This is a genomic window from Xanthomonas sp. PPL134 (assembly GCF_040595915.1).
GTDB lineage: Bacteria > Pseudomonadota > Gammaproteobacteria > Xanthomonadales > Xanthomonadaceae > Xanthomonas_A > Xanthomonas_A indica.
On sequence record NZ_JAMDLL010000006.1, the window covers coordinates 191,256 to 213,266 of the forward strand.

Annotated in this window: 17 protein-coding genes; 7 read left to right on the top strand and 10 right to left on the bottom strand. The window is 69.7% G+C overall.

The features are described from left to right. Positions 1-134 precede the first annotated feature (134 nt). The 6 genes from M3U25_RS13430 to radC all read right to left on the bottom strand — a co-directional run bounded on the left by M3U25_RS13430 (position 135) and on the right by radC (position 9,361). Positions 135-2,189, bottom strand: coding sequence for a TonB-dependent receptor (locus M3U25_RS13430; protein WP_355502345.1), 2,055 nt, complete (start codon positions 2,187-2,189; stop codon positions 135-137). Positions 2,190-2,492: 303 nt separating this feature from the next. Next, on the bottom strand, positions 2,493-4,544 hold the full coding sequence (locus M3U25_RS13435; protein ID WP_355502342.1) for a TonB-dependent receptor: 2,052 nt from the start codon (positions 4,542-4,544) through the stop codon (positions 2,493-2,495). 249 nt (positions 4,545-4,793) lie between these two features. Continuing rightward, entirely contained in the window at positions 4,794-5,549 is a 756-nt protein-coding gene (locus M3U25_RS13440) for an SDR family NAD(P)-dependent oxidoreductase (RefSeq protein ID WP_160946710.1), read from the bottom strand. A gap of 383 nt (positions 5,550-5,932) precedes the next feature. Then, positions 5,933-6,781, bottom strand: a complete 849-nt coding sequence (locus tag M3U25_RS13445) for an SPOR domain-containing protein (protein WP_355502339.1) — start codon at positions 6,779-6,781, stop codon at positions 5,933-5,935. A gap of 15 nt (positions 6,782-6,796) precedes the next feature. Next, positions 6,797-8,485 carry an arginine--tRNA ligase gene (gene argS / locus M3U25_RS13450; RefSeq protein WP_242161533.1) on the bottom strand — a complete coding sequence of 563 codons (1,689 nt, stop codon included), beginning with the start codon at positions 8,483-8,485 and terminating at the stop codon, positions 6,797-6,799. A 201-nt stretch (positions 8,486-8,686) separates the two neighbouring features. Next, the gene (gene radC, locus M3U25_RS13455; RefSeq protein ID WP_355502335.1) at positions 8,687-9,361 is read right to left on the bottom strand and encodes a DNA repair protein RadC; all 675 of its coding nucleotides are present in this window, start codon (positions 9,359-9,361) and stop codon (positions 8,687-8,689) included. Between the two features lie 96 nt (positions 9,362-9,457). Here radC and coaBC point away from each other — a divergent pair, with 96 nt between their 5' ends. From coaBC to M3U25_RS13470, 3 genes are read left to right on the top strand one after another with little or no spacing between them, the layout of a single operon-like run. Beyond that, a complete protein-coding gene (coaBC, locus tag M3U25_RS13460) occupies positions 9,458-10,747 on the top strand; it encodes a bifunctional phosphopantothenoylcysteine decarboxylase/phosphopantothenate--cysteine ligase CoaBC (RefSeq protein WP_242161537.1) in 1,290 nt (429 codons plus the stop codon). Further along, complete coding sequence (dut, locus tag M3U25_RS13465) at positions 10,744-11,214, top strand: dUTP diphosphatase (RefSeq protein ID WP_017907877.1); 471 nt, start codon at positions 10,744-10,746, stop codon at positions 11,212-11,214. The genes coaBC and dut overlap by 4 nt, the downstream gene beginning before the upstream one ends. A gap of 15 nt (positions 11,215-11,229) precedes the next feature. Further along, a complete protein-coding gene (locus tag M3U25_RS13470) occupies positions 11,230-13,566 on the top strand; it encodes a phosphomannomutase/phosphoglucomutase (RefSeq protein WP_355502333.1) in 2,337 nt (778 codons plus the stop codon). 49 nt (positions 13,567-13,615) lie between these two features. Here the strand turns inward: M3U25_RS13470 and M3U25_RS13475 are convergent, their stop codons facing one another. Both M3U25_RS13475 and pyrE read right to left on the bottom strand, forming a co-directional pair. After that, complete coding sequence (locus M3U25_RS13475) at positions 13,616-14,287, bottom strand: hypothetical protein (RefSeq protein WP_242161541.1); 672 nt, start codon at positions 14,285-14,287, stop codon at positions 13,616-13,618. Between the two features lie 18 nt (positions 14,288-14,305). Beyond that, positions 14,306-14,965, bottom strand: coding sequence for an orotate phosphoribosyltransferase (gene pyrE / locus M3U25_RS13480; RefSeq protein ID WP_355502330.1), 660 nt, complete (start codon positions 14,963-14,965; stop codon positions 14,306-14,308). A 128-nt stretch (positions 14,966-15,093) separates the two neighbouring features. Between pyrE and M3U25_RS13485 the strand changes: the two genes are divergently transcribed. The 3 genes from M3U25_RS13485 (at position 15,094) to M3U25_RS13495 (ending at position 17,503) form a co-directional block, all read left to right on the top strand. Next, positions 15,094-15,894: an exodeoxyribonuclease III gene (locus tag M3U25_RS13485; protein ID WP_242161545.1), complete on the top strand. Its 801-nt coding sequence runs from the start codon at positions 15,094-15,096 to the stop codon at positions 15,892-15,894. Beyond that, positions 15,891-17,210: an MFS transporter gene (locus M3U25_RS13490; protein WP_242161548.1), complete on the top strand. Its 1,320-nt coding sequence runs from the start codon at positions 15,891-15,893 to the stop codon at positions 17,208-17,210. Before M3U25_RS13485 ends, M3U25_RS13490 begins: the two co-directional genes overlap by 4 nt. A gap of 65 nt (positions 17,211-17,275) precedes the next feature. Continuing rightward, a complete protein-coding gene (locus M3U25_RS13495; RefSeq protein WP_026143529.1) occupies positions 17,276-17,503 on the top strand; it encodes a hypothetical protein in 228 nt (75 codons plus the stop codon). A gap of 21 nt (positions 17,504-17,524) precedes the next feature. Here the strand turns inward: M3U25_RS13495 and M3U25_RS13500 are convergent, their stop codons facing one another. Then, entirely contained in the window at positions 17,525-18,655 is a 1,131-nt protein-coding gene (locus M3U25_RS13500) for an anhydro-N-acetylmuramic acid kinase (protein WP_355502325.1), read from the bottom strand. Positions 18,656-18,744: 89 nt separating this feature from the next. Next, on the bottom strand, positions 18,745-20,199 hold the full coding sequence (locus M3U25_RS13505) for a peptidoglycan DD-metalloendopeptidase family protein (protein WP_242161552.1): 1,455 nt from the start codon (positions 20,197-20,199) through the stop codon (positions 18,745-18,747). A gap of 168 nt (positions 20,200-20,367) precedes the next feature. On the opposite strand from M3U25_RS13505, the gene tyrS reads away from it, so the two are divergent. Continuing rightward, the gene (tyrS, locus tag M3U25_RS13510; protein WP_355502321.1) at positions 20,368-21,579 is read left to right on the top strand and encodes a tyrosine--tRNA ligase; all 1,212 of its coding nucleotides are present in this window, start codon (positions 20,368-20,370) and stop codon (positions 21,577-21,579) included. Positions 21,580-22,011 lie beyond the last annotated feature (432 nt).

Below are 22,011 nucleotides of genomic sequence, written 5' to 3' on the forward strand. Positions count from 1 at the left end.
AGCGCGGCTGACGCCGCGTCCAGCGACCGTACGTCCTTGGCCAGGCAAAACCGCGACAGGGCACCTCCCATCTCCCCGGGAACGTGTCCTGTAGACGCAGCACGCCGTGGCGGATGCAGGTGATGCGAGGCGCGCTACAGCCGCAGTTCGAACCCGAGATAGGCCGAGCGCCCGGGCGCCGGCGAGAACATCGGCTGGTTGTTGCCACCCCAGAAGAAGCTGTCGTACCAGACGTAGGCGTAGCGGGTGTCGGTGAGATTCTTGACCTGCAGGTCGAGGCTGATGCGCGGGCTGAGCTGGTAGCGCACGCTGGCGTCGACCACGCGGAAACCGCCGTACTTGCCCTGCGCGTTGCGCTCGTCGATGTAGTAGTCGCCCTGTGCGCGCGCCTGCACGCCGACCGTCCAGCGCGCATCGGGTCGGTAATCGACGCCGGCGTTGCTGATGTAGCGCGGCACCGAGAACACTTCGCGCCCGCGCAGGGATTCGCCGGAGGCGTTGTAGGCGCTGATCACCTTGGCCTCCTGCAGCGCCTGCGACAGCCACAGCGTCCAGTGCTCGCCCAGGTGCGTGCTCAGTTGCAGGTCCATGCCCTGGCGCCGGGTCTGGCCCAGGCCCACCGTGGTGCCGGAGCTGACGTTGTTGGCGACCTCGTCGGTGGCGTCCTGCCGCCATACCGCCACGCGTGCCTCGGTGCCTGCCGCCGGCTGCAGCTTCAGGCCCAGCTCCTTGCCGGTGTTGATCGACGGCCGCACGCCGGGCTGGCCGGGCGTCAGGTAGGCCGGCGCGGTGGAGCCGGTGAGGATCTGGAAGGTGCGGCCCCAGTTGGCGTACACGCTCAGCTGCGGGGTCAACGCATAGATCACGCTGAGCTTGGGCTGGTCGATCCAGCCATAGCGCTGCAGCGGTGCGTGCACGCCGCCGGGCAGCGTGGTGTCGCCGGAGAAACGGTCGACGCGGAACGCCGGCACGATCTTCAGCGCGGCGGTCGGCTGCAGCACCGCCTGCAGGTACAGGCCGAGGTTGTCGAGCGTGTAGCGGTCGTCGTTCTGCACGCGCGCCGGTGCACTCCAGAAATCGGTGGGCACCGCGTAGGCGTAGCGATCGCGGCGATAGCGGTTGTCCTGGTGCTCGGCGTTGAGGCCGGCTTCCACGCTCAGCAGGTCGCTGGCCTGCCAGGTGACGGTGCTGAGCAGGCCGGTCTGGGTTTCGTCCCATTGCCGGCGCTGCCGCGGCGCGTTGCCGACCGGATAACTGGTAAAGGTGACCCGGCGTTCTTCGTCGTAGCGATTGACGTACAGCGTGTTGCGCAGCTGCAGGCCGTCGCCGAGCCTGAAGTCGGCATGCACGCTGGCCTGGTGCAGGGTGCGCTCGCCGCCGTCGTTGGCATTCTGCGGCGGCGACTGCTCGCGGTCCTCTGCCAGTTGCGCGGCGGTGAGGAAGCCGGGCGCATCGGCGGCGAGATGATAGGCGCGGGCGATCAGGCCGATGCGCGCGGTGTCGTCGTCCTCGCCGTAGAACCACTTGCCGCCGAGGGTGTACTTGCGCGCGCTGTCATGCGCGCGTTCGCCCTGCGTGGCCTGCGCGCCGACGAAATAGTTCTGTGCCAGGCCACCGGCCTCGTGGCCGACGGCATACTGCAACTCGCGCGTGGCGAAGCTGCCGTGGCTCAGCCGCAGGTCCTGGTAGTCGCCGCCCTGGCGCGTGGCGATGTTGAGGTTGCCGCCGATGTTGTGCAGGCCGTAGCGCGGGTCGTTGGTGCCGCGCACCACTTCGATGTAGGCGATCTCCAGCGGGAAGATCATGTCGGTGAAGCGCTGGTTGCCGCTGTTGGCATCGCTCGGCACGCCATCGATCAGGATCTTGATGCCGTTGAGGTAGCCCTCGCCATTGAAGGCGCGGAACGTGGCCTTGCCGGTCTCGGCGCCCTGGCGGATCTCGGTGAGCTGCACGCCGGGCATCATGCCCAGCAATTCCCAGCCGTTCATGACCTGCTTGTCGCCGATCTGCTCGCTGCCGAGCACGTCGACCGAGCTGAGGATGTTGCGGGTGGACAGCGAGGCGGCGGTCTCGCGCCGCGCCTCCACGGTGCCCAGGGTGGTGGTGGTCTCGGAGGTCAGGGTCTGCGCGCCGGCGTGGCCGGCGGCAAGCCCGGCCAGGACGGCCAGGGCAAGGGAATCGATCTTCATGGGCCTGCAAGCAAGTGGGGACAGCGGAGGGCTGGCGGCAACGGCGAGGTTGCGGGGCTTGCTTGTTCGGGACGCTGGGCGTCCGTCGCTCCGTGAAGGCAATGTTAAACGATGTGGCGGGGGAAGTGCGGCCGTCCGCCAGCCGCGACGACGACAGGGCCTCCGGTCACGACGGGAAGCGCCTTGTAGGAGCGGCTTCAGCCGCGACGTGGTGATCCTGGTGAACCCGGCGCGGCAGACGCCGCTCCCACAAGGCAACCCGCCTCCGGCGTGGAGTAGCGGAAGCAGGTCGTTGGCGTTGCCCTACAGCCGCACTTCGACGCTCAGGTAGGCCGAGCGTCCTGGCGCCGGCGAGAACATCGGCTGGTCGTTGCCGCCCCAGAAGAAGTTGTCGTACCACACGTAGGCATAGCGGGCGTCGGTGAGGTTCTTGACCTGCAGGCCGAGGCTGCTGCGCGAGGTGAGCTGGTAGCGCACGCTGGCGTCGACCACGCGGAAACCGCCGTACTTGCCCTGCGCATTGCGCTCGTCGATGTAGTAGTCGCCCTGCGCGCGCGCCTGCACGCCGAATGTCCAACGCGCGTCGGGCCGGTAGTCGAGGCCGGCGTTGCTGATGTAGCGCGGCGTGGAGAACACCTCGCGTCCGCGCAGCGATTCGCCGGTGGCGGTGTAGGCGCTGACCACCTTGGCTTCCTGCACCGCGTGCGAGAGCCACGCGGTCCAGCGCTCGCCCAGCTGCGTGCTCAGTTGCAGGTCCACGCCTTGCCGGCGGGTCTGGCCGAGCCCGACCGTGGTGCCGGTGCTGGGCATGTTGGCCACTTCGTCGGTGGCGTCCTGGCGCCATACCGCCACGCGCGCCTCGGTGCCGGCCACCGGCTGCAGTTTCAGGCCCAGTTCCTTGCCGGTATTGATCGAGGGCCGGAACGCCGGCTGGCCCGGGGTGAGATAGGCCGGCGCGGTGGAGCCGGTGAGGATCTGGAAGGTGCGTCCCCAGTTCGCATACACGCTCAGCTGCGGCGTCAGCGCGTAGATCACGCTGAGCTTGGGTTGGTCGATCCAGCCGTAGCGTTGCAGCGGCGCATGGATGCCGCCGGGCAGCGCGGTCTCGCCGGAGAAACGGTCGGCGCGGAACGCCGGCACGATCTTCAGCGCGTCGGTCGGCTGCAGCACCGCCTGCAGGTACAGACCGAGGTTGTCCAGGCTGTAGCGATCGTCGTTCTGCACCCGTGCCGGCGTGCGGTCGAAATCGGTCGGCACGCTGTAGGCATAGCGCGCGCGCCGGTAGCGGTTGTCCTGGTGCTCGGCGTTGAAGCCGGCTTCCACGCTCAGCAGATCGCTGGCCTGCCAGGTGACGGTGCTGAGCAGCCCGGTCTGGGTTTCGTCCCATTGCCGGCGCTGCCGCGGTGCGTTGCCGACCGGGTAGCTGGTGAAGGTGACGCGGCGGTCGTCCTCATAGCGATTGACGTACAACGTGTTGCGCAGCTGCAGGCCGTCGCCGAGCTTGAAGTCGGCGTGCACGCTGGCCTGGCGCATGTCGCGGTCGTCGCCGTCGTTGGCGTTCTTCGGCGGCGATTGCGCGCGGTCCTCGGCCAGTTGCGCGGCGGTGAGGAAGCCCGGTTCATCAGCCTCGTGGTGGTAGATCCGGGCGATCAGGCCGATGCGCGCGGCATCGTCGTCTTCGCCGTAGAACCATTTGCCGCCGAGCGTGTACTTGCGCGAGGTGTCGTGCTGCCGATAGCCGTGCGCGGCCTGCGCACCGACGAAGTAGTTCTGCGCCAGGCCATCGGCTTCATGGCCGGCGGCGTACTGCAGCTCGCGCGTGGCGAAGCTGCCGCCGCTCAATCGCAGGTCCTGGTAGTTGCCGCCCTGGCGCGTGGCGATGTTGAAATTGCCGCCGATGTTGTGCAGGCCGTAGCGCGGATCGTTGGTGCCGCGGACCACTTCGATGTAGGCGATCTCCAGCGGAAAGATCATGTCGATGAAGCGCTGGTTGCCGCTGTTGACGTTGCTCGGCACGCCGTCGATCAGCACCTTGATGCCGTTGAGATAGCCCTCGCCATTGAAGGCGCGGAAGGTGACCTTGCCGGATTCGGCGCCCTGCCGGGTTTCGGTGAGCTGCATGCCGGGCATCTGCCCGAGCAGCTCCCAGCTGTTCATGACGTTCTTGTCGCCGATCTGCTCGCTGCCGAGCACGTCGACCGAGCTGAGGATGTTGCGGGTGGACAGCGAAGCGGCGCTGTGGCGCCGCGCTTCCACAGTGCCGAGCGTGGTGGTGGTGTCGGTCGACGTCTGCGCGGCGCCGTCGCCGGCCGCGAGCCCGGCCAGCACGGCGAGGGCATGGGTATAGGTCTTCATGGTATCTGCGGACGAAGGGGAGTGGAGGCTGGCGGCAGCGGCGGGCTGCAGGCGAGCGGATGGTGCGCGGTCCGATCCACGAGCGCGTCACCATTTGCGTGATGTTATATCATTTCGTTAAAAAGATGTCGGAATAGACGAGCGACCGGCATGCCCGGCCGGCCTCTGCCCTGCGACGACAGGGGATGTTTGCGCCGCGAGGGCGTGGGAAAGGGGAGGTGGCGGGGCCGCGCGCGACCCCGCGGCCGCTCAGGCCGGTTGCCGCGCGACCTGGAAGCCGGCGAAGGACTGCGTCACCGGCATGATTTCCAGCCGATTGATGTTCAGATGCGGCGGCAGCGTCGCGACCCAGAAGATCTGTTCGGCGATGTCGTCGGCGGTCATCGGCTGCGCGCCCTGGTAGAGCGTGTCCGAGGCCTTCTGGTCGCCATGGGTGCGGACCAGGGTGAATTCGGTCTCGGCCATGCCCGGTTCGATCGCGGTCACGCGCACGCCGGTGCCGTGCAGGTCCGAGCGCAGGCCCAGCGAGAACTGGCTGACGAAGGCCTTGGTGCCGCCGTAGGTGTTGCCGCCGGGGTAGGGATACAGCGCGGCGACCGAACTGATGTTGATGATCGCGCCACGGCGCTGGATCAGCGTCGGCAGCAGGCGATGGGTCAGCGTCACCAGCGCGGTGATGTTGGTGTCGATCATCGTGCGCCAGTCGTCCAGTTGCGCGGCCTGCGCGGGCGCGGTGCCCTGGGCCAGGCCGGCGTTGTTGACCAGCAGGTCGATGCCGCGGAACGCCTCGGGCAGCGCCGCCAGCATCGCGTCCAGGGCGTCGGTGTCGCGGATGTCGAAGGCGGCGATGTGCACGCGTTCGGCGCCGAAGGCGTCCAGCAGCGGCTGCAGGCGCTCGGCGCGGCGGCCGGTGGCGATCACGCGCCAGCCGGCGTCGACGAAGCGGCGCACGGCGGCGGCGCCGAAACCGGAAGTGGCACCGGTGATCAGGGCAGTCTGGGTCATTGGGGGGGGGCCGGGAATCGGGAGGAGGGAATCGGGAATGGTAAAAGCAAATGCGGTGGCAGGGTGTCGACACCGCCTTGCGCTCGCGGAGGATCACCGCATGCGCGCGATCACGGCCGCTGCGGCAACCCCCACGCGCGGTCCCGCACCCGCACGGCTCAGGGAACGGGCGAGCACTCGCTCTTCCCATTCCCGATGCCCTAATCCCGATTTCCGGCGCTACTGCGCCTTGCTTGATCGCCGGTAGGTCGCGGACAGTGGACTGCAGCGCGTCACATCAGCGTCGGCGCGTCAATGGCGACGACGCATGCATGCACACAGAGGCGAGAACGGCACGGAGCCTGCTTCACCCATTCCCGAATCCCGATTCCCCAATCCCGGCTTCACTGCGCCTTGATCGCGATCGCCGACAACCCACTGCCGTTCAACTTCTGCTTGGCTTCGGCCAGTTCGCTGGCGGTGCCGTAGGGCCCCATGCGCACGCGGTAGACGGTCTTGCCGCTGATCTGCGCCGATTCCACGCGCGCCGACAGGCCCAGCATCGCCAGCTTGGCCTTGGTCGACTCGGCGTCGCCGGAGGCGCCGAACGAGCCGGCCTGCAGGATGTAGCGCGCGTTGTCGGGCGCGGCGGTGGCCGCTGCTGCGGCCGGTGCGGTGGTCGCGGCCGGCGTGGCCGTGGTCGCCGTCGGCCTGGACGCCGCCGGGGTGGCCGCGGTGCCGGCCGCCACGCTCGGCGTTTCCGGCAGCGGGGTCGGGTTGGCCGCGGTTGCCGTCGGCGCGGCCGTGGCCGCCGCCGGCGTGGTGCCGGTCGCGGCGGCAGTCGCGCCCGCGGCGGCTTGCGCCTTGGCCTGGCGAGCCGCCTCGGCGCGCGCGCTGGCGGCCAGTTCGGCGTCGGACATCTGCACTTCCTTGCCGGGCAGCAGGGTGTAGAAGTCGTACTGGGTCTGCGCGTCCTTCTTCGCCTCCGGCTTGGTGCTGCCGGCCGCGTTGGCGGCGGGCTTGGGCAGGTCCGGCGCCGCATCGACGTCGGCATCGGCCACCGGTGCCGGTTGCGCATCCGGATTGGCGCGCGGGCCGCCCACGCGCAGGAAGTCGCCATCCTTCTTGAACAGGCCCGGCGCGCCGAGGAACACCACCGCGGCGATCGCCGCGCCGGCGATCAGCCACACCCACCCGGGCGTGCCGTTGCCGGTGTTGCGTCGAGCCTGGGTCTTACCGCGTCGTGCTGCCATTTACCGCTTCTCCACTCACATTTTTTCCGGGGCCGAGACGCCCAGGAGGTTCAGACCGTTCGCCAAGACCTGCTGCGCCGCCACCGCCAGGGTCAGCTTGGCGTTGCGTTCGCCGGCGTCGTCCACCAGCACCGGGGTGCCGTGGTACCAGGTGTGGAAGGCCGTGGCCAGTTCGCGCAGGTACTGCGCGATCAGATGCGGCTCCAGCGCATGCCCCGCATTCTCCACCACTTCCGGGTAGCGCGAGAGTTCCTGCATCAGTTCCAGCGAGGTCGTGTCGTTCAGCCGGTTCAGTTGCGCCTGGCCGTCGGCCTGGTCGTAGTCCAGCTTCTTCTCCTGCGCCTGGCGCAGCAGGCTGCACACGCGGGCATGCGCGTACTGCACGTAGAACACCGGGTTGTCGTTGCTCTGCTGGCGCGCCAGGTCGATGTCGAAGGTGAGCTGGGAATCGGGCTTGCGCGCGATCAGGAACCAGCGGGTGGCGTCGCGGCCGGCCTCCTCGATCAGGTCGCGCAGGGTCAGGTAGCTGCCGGCGCGCTTGGACAGTTTCACTTCCTCGCCGCCGCGCATCACCGTGACCATCTGGTGCAGCACGTATTCCGGCCAGCCCTTGGGGATGCCCAGGTCCATCGCCTGCAGGCCGGCGCGCACCCGCGCCAGCGAGCCGTGGTGGTCGGCGCCCAGCTCGGTGATGGCGCGCACGTAGCCGCGCTGCCACTTGCTCAGGTGGTAGGCCACGTCCGGCACGAAATAGGTGTAGCTGCCGTCGGACTTGCGCATCACCCGGTCCTTGTCGTCGCCGAAATCGGTGGATTTCAGCCACAGCGCGCCGCCGTCCTCGTAGGTATGGCCGGAGGCGATCAGCTTCTGCACCGCCTCCTCGACCTTGCCGTCGCGGTACAGCGAGCTTTCCAGGAAGTAGATGTCGAAATCCACGCCGAACGCGGCCAGGTCGTGGTTCTGCTCGTTGCGCAGATAGGCCACGGCGAAGCGGCGGATCGCGTCCAGATCCTGCGGATCCCTGGCGCCGGTCACCACGTGGCCTTCCAGGTCCACCGCGGCGCCGGCCAGGTAGGCGTCGGCCACGTCCTGGATGTAGTCGCCACGGTAGCCTTCCTCTGGCCAGTCCGGGCTGTCCGGGGTCTTGCCCTGGGCGCGCGCCTGCACCGAGCGGGCCAGGTTCTCGATCTGGTTGCCGCCGTCGTTGTAGTAGAACTCGCGCTTGGCGTTCCAGCCGTTGGCCTCGAGCAGGCGCGCCAGGCAATCGCCGATGGCCGCGGCGCGGCCGTGGCCGACGTGCAGCGGGCCGGTCGGATTGGCCGAGACGTACTCCACGCCCACGGTGCGGCCGTTGCCGACCAGGCTGTGGCCATAGTCCTCGCCCTGCTTGAGCACCGTCAGCACCTCGCGCTGGTAGGCGCCGGGGCCGAGGTGGAAATTGATGAAGCCCGGGCCGGCGATCTCGACCTTGCTGACATCGTCGTTGGCCGGCAGCGCGTCCACCAGTTGCTGGGCCAGGGCACGCGGATTGGTGCGCGCGGCCTTGGCCAGCAGCATTGCCGCGTTGGTGGCGAAGTCGCCGTGCTCGCGGGTCTTGGGCCGCTCGACCACGAAGTCCGGCGGCAGGGTGTCGGCCGGCAGGGTGCCATTGGCGCGCAAGGCTTCGATGCCTTGACCGATCAGGGCGCGGAGTTGGGATTTCACGAGATCTCTGCTTGAAGCGCGGAACCGGCGATTTTACCCGACCCGCCGCCTCCCGGCCCGTCCCGGGTTCAGCCCGACCTCAGCCGTGACGCGGCCGCAGGCCCACTCCGGCCAGACCGCTGCGCGGCGGCATGGCCGTGGCCGCCGCTGGCCCCGCCGGGCGCGCGTGCCAGGCCGGCAAGGCCTGCCCCGGGTCGCGGCTCAGGCCCAGCCGCGCGATGCCATCGAGACCGGCACGCCGTCGCCCACGATGAAATGGTCGAGCAGGCGCACGTCGATCAGGTCCAGCGCCTGTTTCAGCCGGTGGGTGACCGCGCGGTCGGCGGGCGAGGGTTCCGGGTTTCCGGACGGGTGGTTGTGGCCGATGATCACCGCCGCGGCATTGAGCATGAGCGCACGCCGCACCACCTCGCGCGGGTGCACCTCGGCGCCGTCCAGGGTGCCCTGGAACAGCTCCTCGAAGGCCAGCCAGCGGTGCCGGGTGTCCAGGAACAGCGCGGCGAACACCTCGTAGGGCCGCGACCGCAGGCGTTGCGCGAAGTAGCGGCCGGCGCTGACCGGGTTGCTGAGGGTGTCGCCACGCTGCAGTTCCGCGGCCAGGTGGCGCTCGCCCAGTTCCAGCGCCGCCGACAGCTGGCAGGCGCGCGCCGGCCCCAACCCGGGCAGGCGCACCAGGTCGCCGGGCGTTCGGTCCAGCAGCGTGCGCAACGGCCCGTGCCGCTGCAGCAGGTCGCGCGAGGTGCGCACCGCGTCGCTGCCGGGCAGGCCGGAGCCGAGAAAGATCGCCAGCAGTTCGGCGTCGGAAAGGGCCCGGGGGCCGCGTGCCAGCAGCTTTTCCCGGGGACGTTCTTCGCAGGGCCAGTCGGAGATGTGCATATCGCCAGGGTGCCGGCCGACATGGTGCAACGGTATCAGGCCGCCAAAAACCATCGGGTAAGCTAATCGTCCTTGTATGGGTAGGACATTCCCGACGTGACCCCGATTTTCGAGAGGCCCCTGCAGGGGCGACGTGTGCTGTTGTGCGTCGGCGGGGGAATCGCCGCCTACAAGGCGCTGGAACTGGTGCGGCGCCTGCGCGACGCCGGCGCCGAGGTGCAGGTGGCGATGACCGCCGGCGCGCAGCAGTTCGTCACCCCGCTGAGCTTCCAGGCGCTGTCGGGTCATCTCACCCGCACCACGCTGTGGGACAGCGGGGCCGAGCAGGCGATGGGCCACCTGGAACTGGCCCGCTGGGCCGAACAGATCGTGGTGGCGCCGGCCACCGCCGACCTGCTGGCGCGCCTGGCGCACGGGCTGGCCGACGACCTGGTGGGCACGCTGTGCCTGGCCAGCACCGCGCCGCTGACGGTATGCCCGGCCATGAACCACCGCATGTGGCTGCATCCGGCCACCCAGGCCAACATCGCCACCCTGCGCCAGCGCGGCGCGCAGGTGGTCGGCCCGAACGACGGCCCGCTGGCCGAAGGCGAGTCCGGCCCCGGCCGCCTGGCCGAACCCGAGCAGATCGTCGCCGCGCTCGCTGGGCGCACCGACCAGGGCGCCGCGTCGGTTGCCCCGCCCGCCGCCAACGCCAACGTCGCCATCCCGTCGCGGTCTGGCACGGGCGCTGGCACTGGCGCCTTGCGCGGCCTGCGCATGGTGATCAGCGCCGGCCCCACCTACGAAGACCTGGATCCGGTGCGCTACCTGGGCAACCGCAGCAGCGGCAAGATGGGCTACGCCCTGGCCGCCGCCGCCGCCCGGCAGGGCGCCGAGGTGGTGCTGGTCAGCGGGCCGGTGCATTTGTCTACGCCCGACGGCGTGCAGCGCATCGACGTGCGCTCGGCCGCGCAGATGCGCGAAGCGGTGCTCGGCGCGCTGCCGGCGGACATCTACATCGGCACCGCCGCGGTCGCCGATTACACGCCAAAACAGGTGGCGGCGCAGAAGATCAAGAAGAGCGGCGAGACCCTGACCCTGGAGCTGACCCGCACCCCGGACATCCTGGCCGAGGTCGCCGCGCAGACCCAGGCGCTGAAGCTGGTGGTCGGCTTCGCCGCCGAGACCCACGACATCGAGCGCTATGCCCGTGGCAAACTCGCCGACAAGCACCTGGACCTGATCGTGGCCAACCGGGTGGGGGTGGCCGGCAACGGCTTCGAGAGCGACCAGAACGCGGCCACCGCCTATTGGCAGGATGGCGAACGCGACTTCCCGGCGGTCTCCAAGACACAGCTGGCCGAACAACTGCTGGACCTGATCGCGCAGAGGCTGCACGCATGAGCACTCCCACGCCCTATCCGCTGCAGGTGAAACTGCTGGATCCGCGCTTCGGCGACAGCTGGCCGCTGCCCGACTACGCCACCGAAGCCAGCGCCGGGCTCGACCTGCGCGCGGCCACCGAGGCGCCGCTGACCCTGGCGCCGGGCGACACCGCGCTGATCCCCAGCGGCCTGTCCATCTACATCGCCGATCCGCAGCTGTGCGCGGTGGTGCTGCCGCGCTCGGGCCTGGGCCACCGTCACGGCATCGTGCTGGGCAACGGTACCGGCCTGATCGACGCCGACTACCAGGGGCCGTTGCTGATCAGCGTCTGGAACCGCGGCCGCGAGGACTTCACCATCGCCCCCGGCGATCGCATCGCGCAGTTGGTGGTGATGCCGGTCGTGCGCGTCGCCCTGCAGGTGGTGGATACTTTTGCCGACAGCGCCAGGGGAACGGGTGGATTCGGCCATACCGGAGTGCGCTGACAGGGGATCGTCTGCATGAGCGAGGCAACACAAGCGCGGCCGGTGCCGCAGGGTTTGCGCAAGGTGGCGCCTCTGCTGACGGTGCTGCTGGTGCTGTTGGTGGTCTGGTTCGGCTGGAGCGGGGTCGAGCAATGGCGGGCCGAGCAGGCCGCCGCCATGCTGGAGCAGGCACGCGATGCCGCGGTCATGCAGACCCAGCAGGCGCTGGCCGGCGCGGGCAAGCGCCTGTCCGAGCGCCTGCAGCAGCCGGCCGTGCAGGCGGCCCTTAGCCGCGGCGATGCCGCGGCCGCCGCGCAGGCGCTGCGTGCGGACTGGGCGCAGGCCGAGGACGCGCTGGTGCTGCCCGCCGACCTGGAGCCGGGCTACGCCGATACGGCGCGCTTCGGCTACGGCCGCCTGGCGCTGCTGGAAAAGGCCCTGCTGACCGGCAAGCTGGCCAGCGCGGTGATCCGCGACGGCGGCGGCCCGCGGCTGGGCCTGGCCGCGCCGGCGTCGCTGGGCGGCAGCGCCGGGGTGGTCTACCTGCGCCTGCCTCTGGCGCTGCTGACCGATCCGGTCGCGCAGGCATCGGTGCCGGGCACCGGCTACCTGGCCCTGCGCCAGGGCGGCTACGACGTGATCGCCGCCGGCGACAATGCGCTGCACGATCGCGCCGACGCGCTGTCGCGGCCGGTCGGCGACAGCGGCCTGCGCATGGTCGCCTCGCTGCCGGATACCGAAGCCGGTCCGTTTGGGCTGGGCGCGCTGCCTTGCCTGCTGGTCGCCGGCCTGTGCGCGGTGCTGGGCGCACTGCTGTTGCTGGCCGCGCGTGGGCGCCTGCCGCAGCCACGGGCGCGCCGCGCCGGCGCGGCGGCCACCGAAGAACACACCCTGCAGCAGAGCCTGCAACGCCAGGAGCTGCCGCCGCCGCCGCCGCCCGCCGCCGAGGAGGCCACGCCGGCCAAGCCGGTGCCGGCGTTCACGGTGGCGCCGGAGATCTTCCGCGCCTACGACATCCGCGGCGTGGTCGGCCGCGACCTCAGCCCGCAGGTCGCGGCACTGATCGGCCAGGCGATCGGCGCGGTGATGCAGGAACAGGGGCTCAACGAGGTGGTGGTCGGCCGCGATGGCCGCTTGTCCGGGCCGGAACTGTCGGCCGCGCTGATCGAAGGCCTGCGCCGCGCCGGTTGCCATGTCACCGACATCGGCCTGGCGCCGACCCCGGTGGTGTACTTCGCCGCCTATCACCTGCGCGCCGGCAGCTGCGTGGCGGTCACCGGCAGCCACAACCCGGCCGACTACAACGGCTTCAAGATCGTGATCGGCGGCGAGACCCTGTCCGGCGCCGCCATCGCCGACCTGCACGCGCGGATCAGCACCGGCCGCCTGCCCACTGCCGAGGAACCGGGCCGGCTGCAGCAGCGCGACGTCGGCGACGACTACATCCAGCGCATCGCCGACGACGTGCAGCTGGACCGCCCGCTCAAGGTCGTGGCCGATGCCGGCAACGGCGTCGGCGGCGAGCTGGCGCCGCGGCTGCTGGAGGCGATCGGCGCCGAGGTGGTGCCGCTGTACTGCGACGTCGACGGCACCTTCCCCAACCACCATCCCGACCCCAGCGAGCCGCGCAACCTGGAGGATTTGGTGCAGACCGTGCGGCGCTTCGACGCCGACCTGGGCGTGGCCTTCGACGGCGACGCCGACCGCCTCGGCGTGGTCACCAAGGACGGCACGGTGATCTATCCGGACCGCCTGCTGATGCTGTTCGCCGCCGACGTGCTGCAACGCAATCCCGGCGCGCTGGTGATCTACGACGTCAAGTGCACCGGCAAGCTGTCCGACTACGTGCTGCGCAACGGCGGCAGCCCGCTGGTCTGGAAGACCGGGCATTCGCTGATCAAGGCGAAGATGCGCGAGACCGACGCCGAGCTGGCCGGCGAGATGAGCGGCCACTTCTTCTTCAAGGAGCGCTGGTACGGGTTCGACGACGGCCTGTACGCGGCGGCGCGATTGCTGGAGATCCTGGCCCAGCGCGAGGAAGCGCCGTCGGAAGTGCTGGCCGAGTTGCCCGACAGCGTGGCTACGCCGGAGATCAAGCTGCCGGTGGACGGGCAGGATGCGCATGCGCTGGTCGCCGACCTGGCCGCCCGGGCGCAGCAGGACGGCTCGCCGTTCGCCGGTGCGCGGCTGCTGACCATCGATGGCCTGCGCGCCGATTTCCCCGACGGCTGGGGCCTGGTGCGCGCCTCCAACACCACGCCGGTGCTGGTGCTGCGCTTCGAGGCCGACAACGCGGCGGCGCTGGAGCGGATCAAGGCGCTGTTCCGCGCCCAGCTGCAGGCGGTGCTGCCGGGGCTGACGCCGACGTTCTGAGGGGGCTTCGCGCGCCCGGCCTGGTCCGGGCGCCGGACCGTACGGCGGCTCAGCCGCCGGCGGTGGTCGCGGCCGCTGCCGGGCCGACGCCGCGGGCCGCGCGGTAGCGCTGCAGCACGTCCTCGATTTCCTGATCCAGGCCGAGCCGCTGCTGCTCGAAGTTCTTCTGCATGCGCAATTGCCACAGCAGGGCGCGGTGCCGCTGCTGCACCTCGTCGGCGGTCTTGGCCGGCACGCTCTGCCCGGTCAGCTCGCGCGTGCCGGCGCCGGACAGCAGGCCGATCAGGCCCTGGCGCAGGCTCTCCACGTTGTAGCGCGCGGTCTGGATGTTGTTGTCGACGATGCCGATGCGCTCGGCGAACACCCGGCGCAGCTCGTCCTCGGTCTGATACGACAGCAGCATCGCCTGGTCGGTGCGCTTGCGCGTTTCCAGCGCCGCCTGGTCGGCGCGCTGCTGCGCGGCATCGGCCGCGGCCGCGGCGCGCTCCTCGGCGTTCAGCGCGCGTCCGACCTCGGCGCTGCGCATGCCGCTGGTGACGTTGAACTCGTCGCGGGCCTGGTTCACCGCTTCCGGCGGCAGCGCATCGCTGCAGGTGCGTTGTCCGCCCTGGTTCCAGCAATACAGCTTCTTGGACGGTGCCGGTGCCTGCTGCGCGGCGGCCGGCAAGGCCAGCAGCGCCAGCACGGCCGGCAGGACGCGATTGCGTGGTCGGATCGGCATCGTGGCAGCCCCCTGCTGTCAGCCAGACGAAGCGCAACCGTAGCGGGCCCGGTAGGCCAGCAGCGGTTCGCGGAAGCCGACAAGGTCTGCGTTTCCGTCGATGAATGCAAGCAGGTCGCCCAGATGCGCGACCGAGACCACAGGAACGCCGGCTTCGGCGGCCACCGCCTGCGCCGCCGAGCGGCGGTCGTCCTCGGCCGCGATCTCCTGGCGGTCCAGCGCGACCAGGATCGCGGCCGGCGCGCCGCCGGCGGCGCGGATGATGCCCAGCGCCTCGCGGATCGCGGTGCCGGCGGTGATCACGTCGTCCACGATCAGCACCCGGCGGCCGGCCAGCGGCGCGCCGATCAGGCTGCCGCCTTCGCCGTGCGCCTTGGCTTCCTTGCGGTTGAACGCCAGCGGCAGGTCGCGCCCGCGCCGCGCGTACTCGCAGGCCACCGCCGTGGCCAGCGGAATGCCCTTGTAGGCCGGGCCGAACAACAGGTCGAAGTCGAGCCCGGCGGCGTCGGCCGCATCGGCATAGCACGCCGCCAGCCGCGCCATGCTGGCACCGGAGTCGAAACGTCCGGCGTTGAAGAAATACGGACTGAGGCGCCCGGACTTCAGCGTGAACTCGCCGAAGCGCAGCGCCTCCACGTCCAGGGCCAGTTGCAGGAAACGTTGCCGGTAGTCGGTCATTGGAGCGCCGGGAATGGGGAAACGGGAATAGGGAACCGATAAAGCGTACCCCAGCAGGACCGCGAAGACGGAACAACCGCTATGCTTTTCACCATTCCCTAGTCCCCTTTCCCCATTCCCGGCTCTCCATGCGCATCATCAGCTTCAACGCCAACGGCCTGCGGTCGGCCGCCACCAAGGGCTTTTTCGAGTGGTTCGCCACGCAGCAGGCGGACGTGCTGTGCGTGCAGGAGACCAAGGCGCAGGAGCATCAGCTGGCCGGGCCGGCGTTCCTGCCGGACGGTTACCGGGTCTGGTTCCGCGACGCCAGCACCAAGAAGGGCTACAGCGGCGTGGCCATCTACAGCAAGCGCGAGCCGGACGAGGTGCGGACCGCGCTGGGCTGGCCGGAGTTCGACGAGGAAGGCCGCTACATCGAGGCGCGCTTCGGCAACCTGAGCGTGGTGTCCTTCTACATCCCCTCCGGGTCCTCCGGCGAGCTGCGCCAGGGCTACAAGTTCCAGGTCATGGACTGGCTGCGGCCGATCCTGGTCGAGTGGCTGCACAGCGGCCGCGACTACGTGCTGTGCGGCGACTGGAACATCGTGCGCTCGGCGCTGGACATCAAGAACTGGAAGTCGAACCAGAAGAACTCCGGCTGCCTGCCGGCCGAGCGCGACTGGCTCAACGGCCTGTGCGCCGACCGTGCCGAGGAGGCCGACCCGGCCAGCGGCCGCGGCTGGGTGGATGCCTACCGCGCGCTGCATCCGGAGGGCCAGGACTACACCTGGTGGAGCAACCGCGGCGCGGCGCGGGCCAACGACGTGGGTTGGCGCATCGACTACCAGTTCGTCACCCCGACCCTGCGCGAGCGCCTGCAAGGCTGTTCCATCTACACCGCGCAGCGCTTCTCCGACCATGCGCCCTTCACGGTGGACTACCGCGAATGAGCGGCGGCACCTCCGCGGCGCCGGTGTCGTACAAGGGCTGGGCCGGGATCAAGCGCGCCTTCGCCACGCCGTCGGCGGCGACCATGGCGCTGCTGGGCTTCGGCAGCGGGCTGCCGTTCCTGCTGATCGCTTCGCAGACCTTGTCCACGCGCCTGCGCGACGTCGGCCTGGACCTGGGCAGCATCGGCCTGATCAGCCTGGCCAGCTTCTTCTACCTGCTCAAGTTCCTGTGGGCGCCGCTGCTGGACCGCTACCGCTTCCCGCTGCTCGGCTTCCTCGGCCGGCGCCGCTCGTGGCTGCTGGTCGCGCAGCTGGGCGTGGCCATCGGCCTGGTGGCGCTGGCGTTCACCCGCCCGGAGTTGAGCGTGGGCACGCTGGTGCTGTGGGTGCTGATCGCCTCCTTCGCCGGCGCCACCCAGGACTCGGTGGTGGATGCCTACCGTATCGAGATCGCGCCGCCGTCGGCGCAGGCCGCGCTCGCCGCGACCTACACCTTCGGTTATCGCATCGGCCTGATCCTGTCCGGCGCCGGCGCGCTGTACCTGGCGCAGTTCGGCAACTGGACATTGGCCTACCTGGTCATGGCCGGGCTGATGCTGCTGCCGATCGTCACCACCCTGGTGTGCCGCGAGCCGGAGGTGCCGGCGGCGACGGTGGTGCGCAGGATCGACGTGGTCGGCGCGTTCTGGCAGCCGATCTCCAGCTTCTTCTCCAGCAACGGCCTGGCGCTGGGGCTGGCGCTGTTGCTGTTCGTGGGCCTGTTCAAGTTCCCCGACCAGGTGATCGGGGTGATGTCCGGTCCGTTCTACCTGGACTCGGGCTTCGACAAGGCCGACATCGCCAACGTCTCCAAGCTGTTTGGGGTGTGGATGGGCATCGCCGGGGCCTTCGTCGGCGGCCTGGCGGTGGCCGCCTTCGGCTTTCGGCGCATGCTGCTCGTCGCCGCGTTGGGCGTGGCGCTGTCCAACCTGGCGTTCCTGCTGATGGCGCACAACCCCGGCCAGCTCTGGTCGTTCTACGCCGCGCTCAGCGCCGACAACCTGTTCCAGGGCTTCGCCGGCACCGTGCTGGTCGCCTTCATGTCCTCGCTGACCGATCGCAACTTCACCGCCACCCAGTACGCGCTGCTGGTGTCGCTGGCCAATCTGCCGGGCAAGTTCGTCGGCGGTGTCTCCGGCTACATCGTCGAAGCCACCTCCTACAGCACCTTCTTCGTGCTCAGCGCCTTCACCGTGATCCCGACCCTGCTGTTGCTGGCCTGGCTGTGGCCGCGGATCCGCGAACAGACGCCACAGGCGGTGTCGTCCCGCGATTGAAAGGGCGTCCCCAGGCAGGGATGATGGGCAGCGGCGCACGGGTGCGCCGCCGCCCGGGAGTCCGCATGAGCGACCTTGTGTTGCGCGATATCGACCCGTTCCTGCTCGAACGCATCCGCCGCATCGCCGTTGCGCGCGGCTGGACCCAGCGCCAGGCGGTGCTGGCGCTGATCGAGCAGGGCCTGTTCTCCAGCGAGCACGACGTGCGCAGCGGCTTCGAGCACCGCGAAGTGGATGCGCTGTCGGAGGCGATCGCGGCCTTGCGCGCGCTGCCGGCCGGCAGCGGCTTCTGACCTTCTCGCTGGCGTGGTTGCTCAGGCGGGATGGATCGCGCCGAGAATGCGCGGCCCGCGCGCGCCGCTGACCGACGGCAGGTTGCCCGGCAGCCCGGCCAGGGTCTGTCGCGCCAGCCAGGCAAAGCCCATCGCTTCGATGTAGTCCGCGTCCAGGCCCTGCGCCTGGGTGGATTGCACCTGCACGCCCGGCAGGCGCGCCTGCAGCCGCGCTAGCAATACCGGGTTGTGCACGCCGCCGCCGCACACCAGCAATTGCCGGGTCGCCGGCTGCTGCGCCAGCAGTGCATCGGCGATCGTCGCCACGGTCAGCTCCAGCAGCGTCGCCTGCACCGCGGCCGGCGCCGGCGCCGGTGTTTCCAGGCAGGCCTCCAGCCAGCGCAGGTGGAACTGCTCGCGCCCGGTGCTCTTGGGCGGCGGCAGCGCGAACCAGGCATCGGCCAGCAGGCGCTGCAGCAGGTCGGCGTCGACCGCGCCGCTGGCGGCGAACGCGCCGCCGGCATCGTAGGGCTGGCCCTGATGGCGCTGGCACCAGGCATCGAGCAGTGCGTTGGCCGGGCCGGTGTCGAAGCCGCGCACGGCGCCGCGCGCCGGCAGCAGGGTCAGGTTGCCGATGCCGCCGAGGTTGAGCACGGCCCGGTCCTCGTGCGCCGCCCCCAGCATCGCCGCATGGAAGGCTGGCATCAGTGGCGCGCCATGGCCGCCGGCGGCGACATCGCGGCGGCGGAAATCGCAGACCGTGGCGATGCCGGTCAGTTCGGCGATGCGGTTGCCGTCGCCGAGCTGCCAGGTGAAGGCGGGATCGGCCAGCGGGCGATGGCGCACGGTCTGCCCGTGCGAACCGATCGCGCGGACCGCGGCCGGCGCGACGCCGGCGTCTTCAAGCAGGCGCAGGGCCGCCTCGGCGAAGGCGATCGCGACCTCGGCATCGAGTCGCCCCAGTGCGTCCAGCGAGGTGATGTCGCCGCCTTCGCCCAGGGCGATCAGCGCCGCGCGCTGCTGCGGTGCCCAGGCATAGGTACGGCCCAGCTGCAGGTGCGGGCGTCCATCGTGGCCGAAGCGCACCAGCGCGGCATCGATGCCGTCGGCGCTGGTGCCGGACATCAGGCCCAGGAACAGGGCGTCGTCGGGAACGGCGGAGGGCGAGGACATGCAAGGCACCAGGCGGCGGTCGGCGCCGCAGCGTGGGCCAGGTGCCGCCGCCCGTCAATGCGCGGCGCGGCGGAACGGCACGCTGGTGCTCAGCCGGCGTCGTGCGAGGCGGCGGCCTTGGACGAGGCGACGACCTTCTTCTTCTTCGCCGCCGGCTCGTCGGCATCGGCGTAGATCAGCTTCTCCACGCGCTGGATGCGCGCCAGCGCCGGCGAGGTCTGGGCGCGGAACGCGGCCAGCTCGGCGCCCGCCAGCGGGGTCGGCGGCGGCATCGTCACCGAGGCCGGATTGCGCTGCACCCCGTCCACGCGGAATTCGTAGTGCAGGTGCGGCCCGGTGGCCATGCCGGTCATGCCGACATAGCCGATCACCGTGCCCTGGTTGATGCGCTGGCCGGCCTTGATCCCGCCGAAGCGCGACATGTGCCCGTACAGCGTGCTGTAGCCCTTGCCGTGGTCCAGGATCACCACGTTGCCGTAGCCGCGCTGGGTGCCGACGAACTGCACCCGCGCATCGCCGGCGGCCATGATCGGGGTGCCGGTCGGCGCGGCGTAGTCGATGCCCTTGTGCATGCGCATGGTGCCCAGCACCGGGTGCTTGCGCGCGCCGAAGGTGGAGCTGATGCGGCTGTAGGACACCGGCATGCGGATGAAGCTCTTCTTCAGCGGCCGCCCGGTCACGTCGAAATACTCGGCCGGCTTGCCGCCGCGCTCGAAGCGGAAGCCGCTGTAGGTCTTGCCGCGGGTGGTGAAGGTCGCTGCCAGGATCTTGCTGGTGTCGATGCGCTCGCCTTCGCGCCAGGTCTCGTCCATGACCACGCTGAAGCGGTCGCCCGGCTGCAGGTCCTTGTCGAAGTCGATGTCGTACTTGAAGATCTCGTCGGTCATCGTCGCGATCGCCGACGGCGACAGCCCGGCCTTGCGCGCGGCCACGTACAGCGAGCTGGTGATCTCGCCGCTGGTGACCACGGTGCGCGTGCTGGTCTCGCGCTCGATCACCTTTTCCTTGATGTCGTCGTCGAGCAGCGACAGTTCCACCCGGTGGGTGGCATCGCGGTCGAAGCGCAGGGCGCGCAGGTCGCCCGTCGTCGCCAGGTCGAAGCCGATTTCCGCGCCCGGGCGCAGCTTGGTCAGCGCGTCGTGGGTGCCCGGATGGTCCAGCACCCGCTGCATCACCGTGGCGGGGATGCCGAGCTGCTCGAACACCGAGCCCAGGGTCTGCCCGGATTGGATCCGCACCACCTGCCAGTTGTCGGTGATCGCGGCCTGCTGTTGCTGCGCCAGCGAAATCGGCGGCAACGGCAGCGCCAGCGTCGCCTGCGTGGTCTGCAGCGGCACGTCGATGGCGTTGGAAAAGCCGGGGACGATGGTGGCGACCATCGCGCCGATGGTGGCGAACAGGCTGGCGTGGATCCAGTGGCGGCGCGTCCAGCGTCCGGCGGGAAGGTGTTCCTTCAACTTGCGATGCAGCGCAGTGTCGTGGAGAACATGAAGGCGTTGCTGGAAGCGCTGCCGGCGCGCGCGTTCCTGATCACTGTTGGGCATCAAGGCTTCCTCACGAGCCCGAAGCGCGAGCTCAAAACTCGGCTACCATAAACATGGTTCCACAGCGCGTCAAACCATTGAGCCGGCTCGGATTTTCACCTGGCTGCATGGTTAACTCGCTCTTAACGCCATTCACGTTGCTTGACGCCATTCGCCGGAGTTCCTGTTTTGTCCACGATCGAAGAGTCCCTTGCCCTGATCGGCCGCGGTGCCGATGAAATCCTCAAGCGTGAAGAACTGGAGGCCCGCCTGCGCAGCGGCCGCCCGCTGCGGGTCAAGGCCGGCTTCGATCCCACGGCGCCGGATCTGCACATCGGCCACACCGTGCTGTTGAACAAGATGCGCCAGTTCCAGGACCTGGGACACCAGGTGATCTTCCTGATCGGCGACTTCACCGGGATGATCGGCGACCCGACCGGCAAGAACGTCACCCGCAAGCCGCTGACCCGCGAGGACGTGCTGGCCAATGCGCGCACCTACGAAGAGCAGGTGTTCAAGGTGCTGGACCGGGAGCGCACCGAGGTGCGCTTCAACTCCGAGTGGTTCGGGCAGATGAGCGCGGCCGACATGATCCGCCTGGCCGGCCAGCACACCGTCGCGCGCATGCTCGAGCGCGACGATTTCGCCAAGCGCTATGCCGCGCAGCAGTCCATCGCCATCCATGAGTTCCTGTACCCGCTGGTGCAGGGCTACGACTCGGTGGCGCTGAAGGCCGACGTCGAACTGGGCGGCACCGACCAGAAGTTCAACCTGCTGATGGGCCGCGGCCTGCAGGAGCACTACGGGCAGCCGGCGCAGATCGTGCTGACGATGCCGCTGCTCGAAGGCCTGGACGGGGTCAACAAGATGTCCAAGTCGCTGGGCAACTACATCGGCATCAGCGAGCCGGCGATCGACATCGTCACCAAGACCATGAAGATCGGCGACGAGCTGATGTGGCGCTGGATCGAACTGCTGTCCTTCGAGATCGGCATGAGCGAGGGGCAGGCGCTGCGGCAGCAGGTGCAGGCCGGCGGCCTGCACCCGCGAGAAGTGAAGCTGCGCCTGGCGCGCGAACTCACCACCCGCTTCCACGATGCGGCTGCCGCCGAGCAGGCCATCGTCGGCTGGCATGCGGTGGTGACCGGGCAGGGCGACACCAGTGCCTTGCCGCTGCAGCAGGTCGCCGTGCCGGCGGAGGGGCTGCGGATCGCCGCGCTGCTGACCGCCGCAGGCCTGACCGCCAGCAATTCCGAGGCCACCCGCAAGCTGAAGGAGCGGGCGGTGCGCGTGGCCGGCGACGTGGTGGAGGATCCGCAGCAGAGCTTCGCCCCTGGTTTCGAGGGCGTCCTGCAGGTCGGCAAGCGCACCTTTGCCCGGGTGCAACTCGTCGAAGCGTGAGATCGGCTGCCCGGTCCCGGCGAGGAGCCGGGTGTGGGGGCGGCCGGCAGGGGGCTACAACGCTCTATATATAGAGGCGCGCCACGCGAGCAAGTGCCAAGCAGTGCGGAGGGGCGTAAAGGCAGGGTCGGCGGGACTGGCAGGACCTCCGCGACGGGAGAGTGAAAAAAGTTTTCACACCCTCTTCCCAAGCGGGCGATTTGGGGCCATACTTTCCCTCCCCTGACGCAACGCCTTCACGGCAACGCGGCAAGGGCGTCAAAACCTCTTCAAAAAGGTGTTGACGAAGTGAAAAAGTCGGCTAATATGGCCGGCTCGCTTCGAGGAAAAGCCTTCGGGTTTGGACGAAGAAGCAGCGTCAACCACCTGATCAAAAAGGTGTTGACGGCAAGAAAAAAGCCGCTATGATGGGCGGCTCGGTTCGACGAAAAG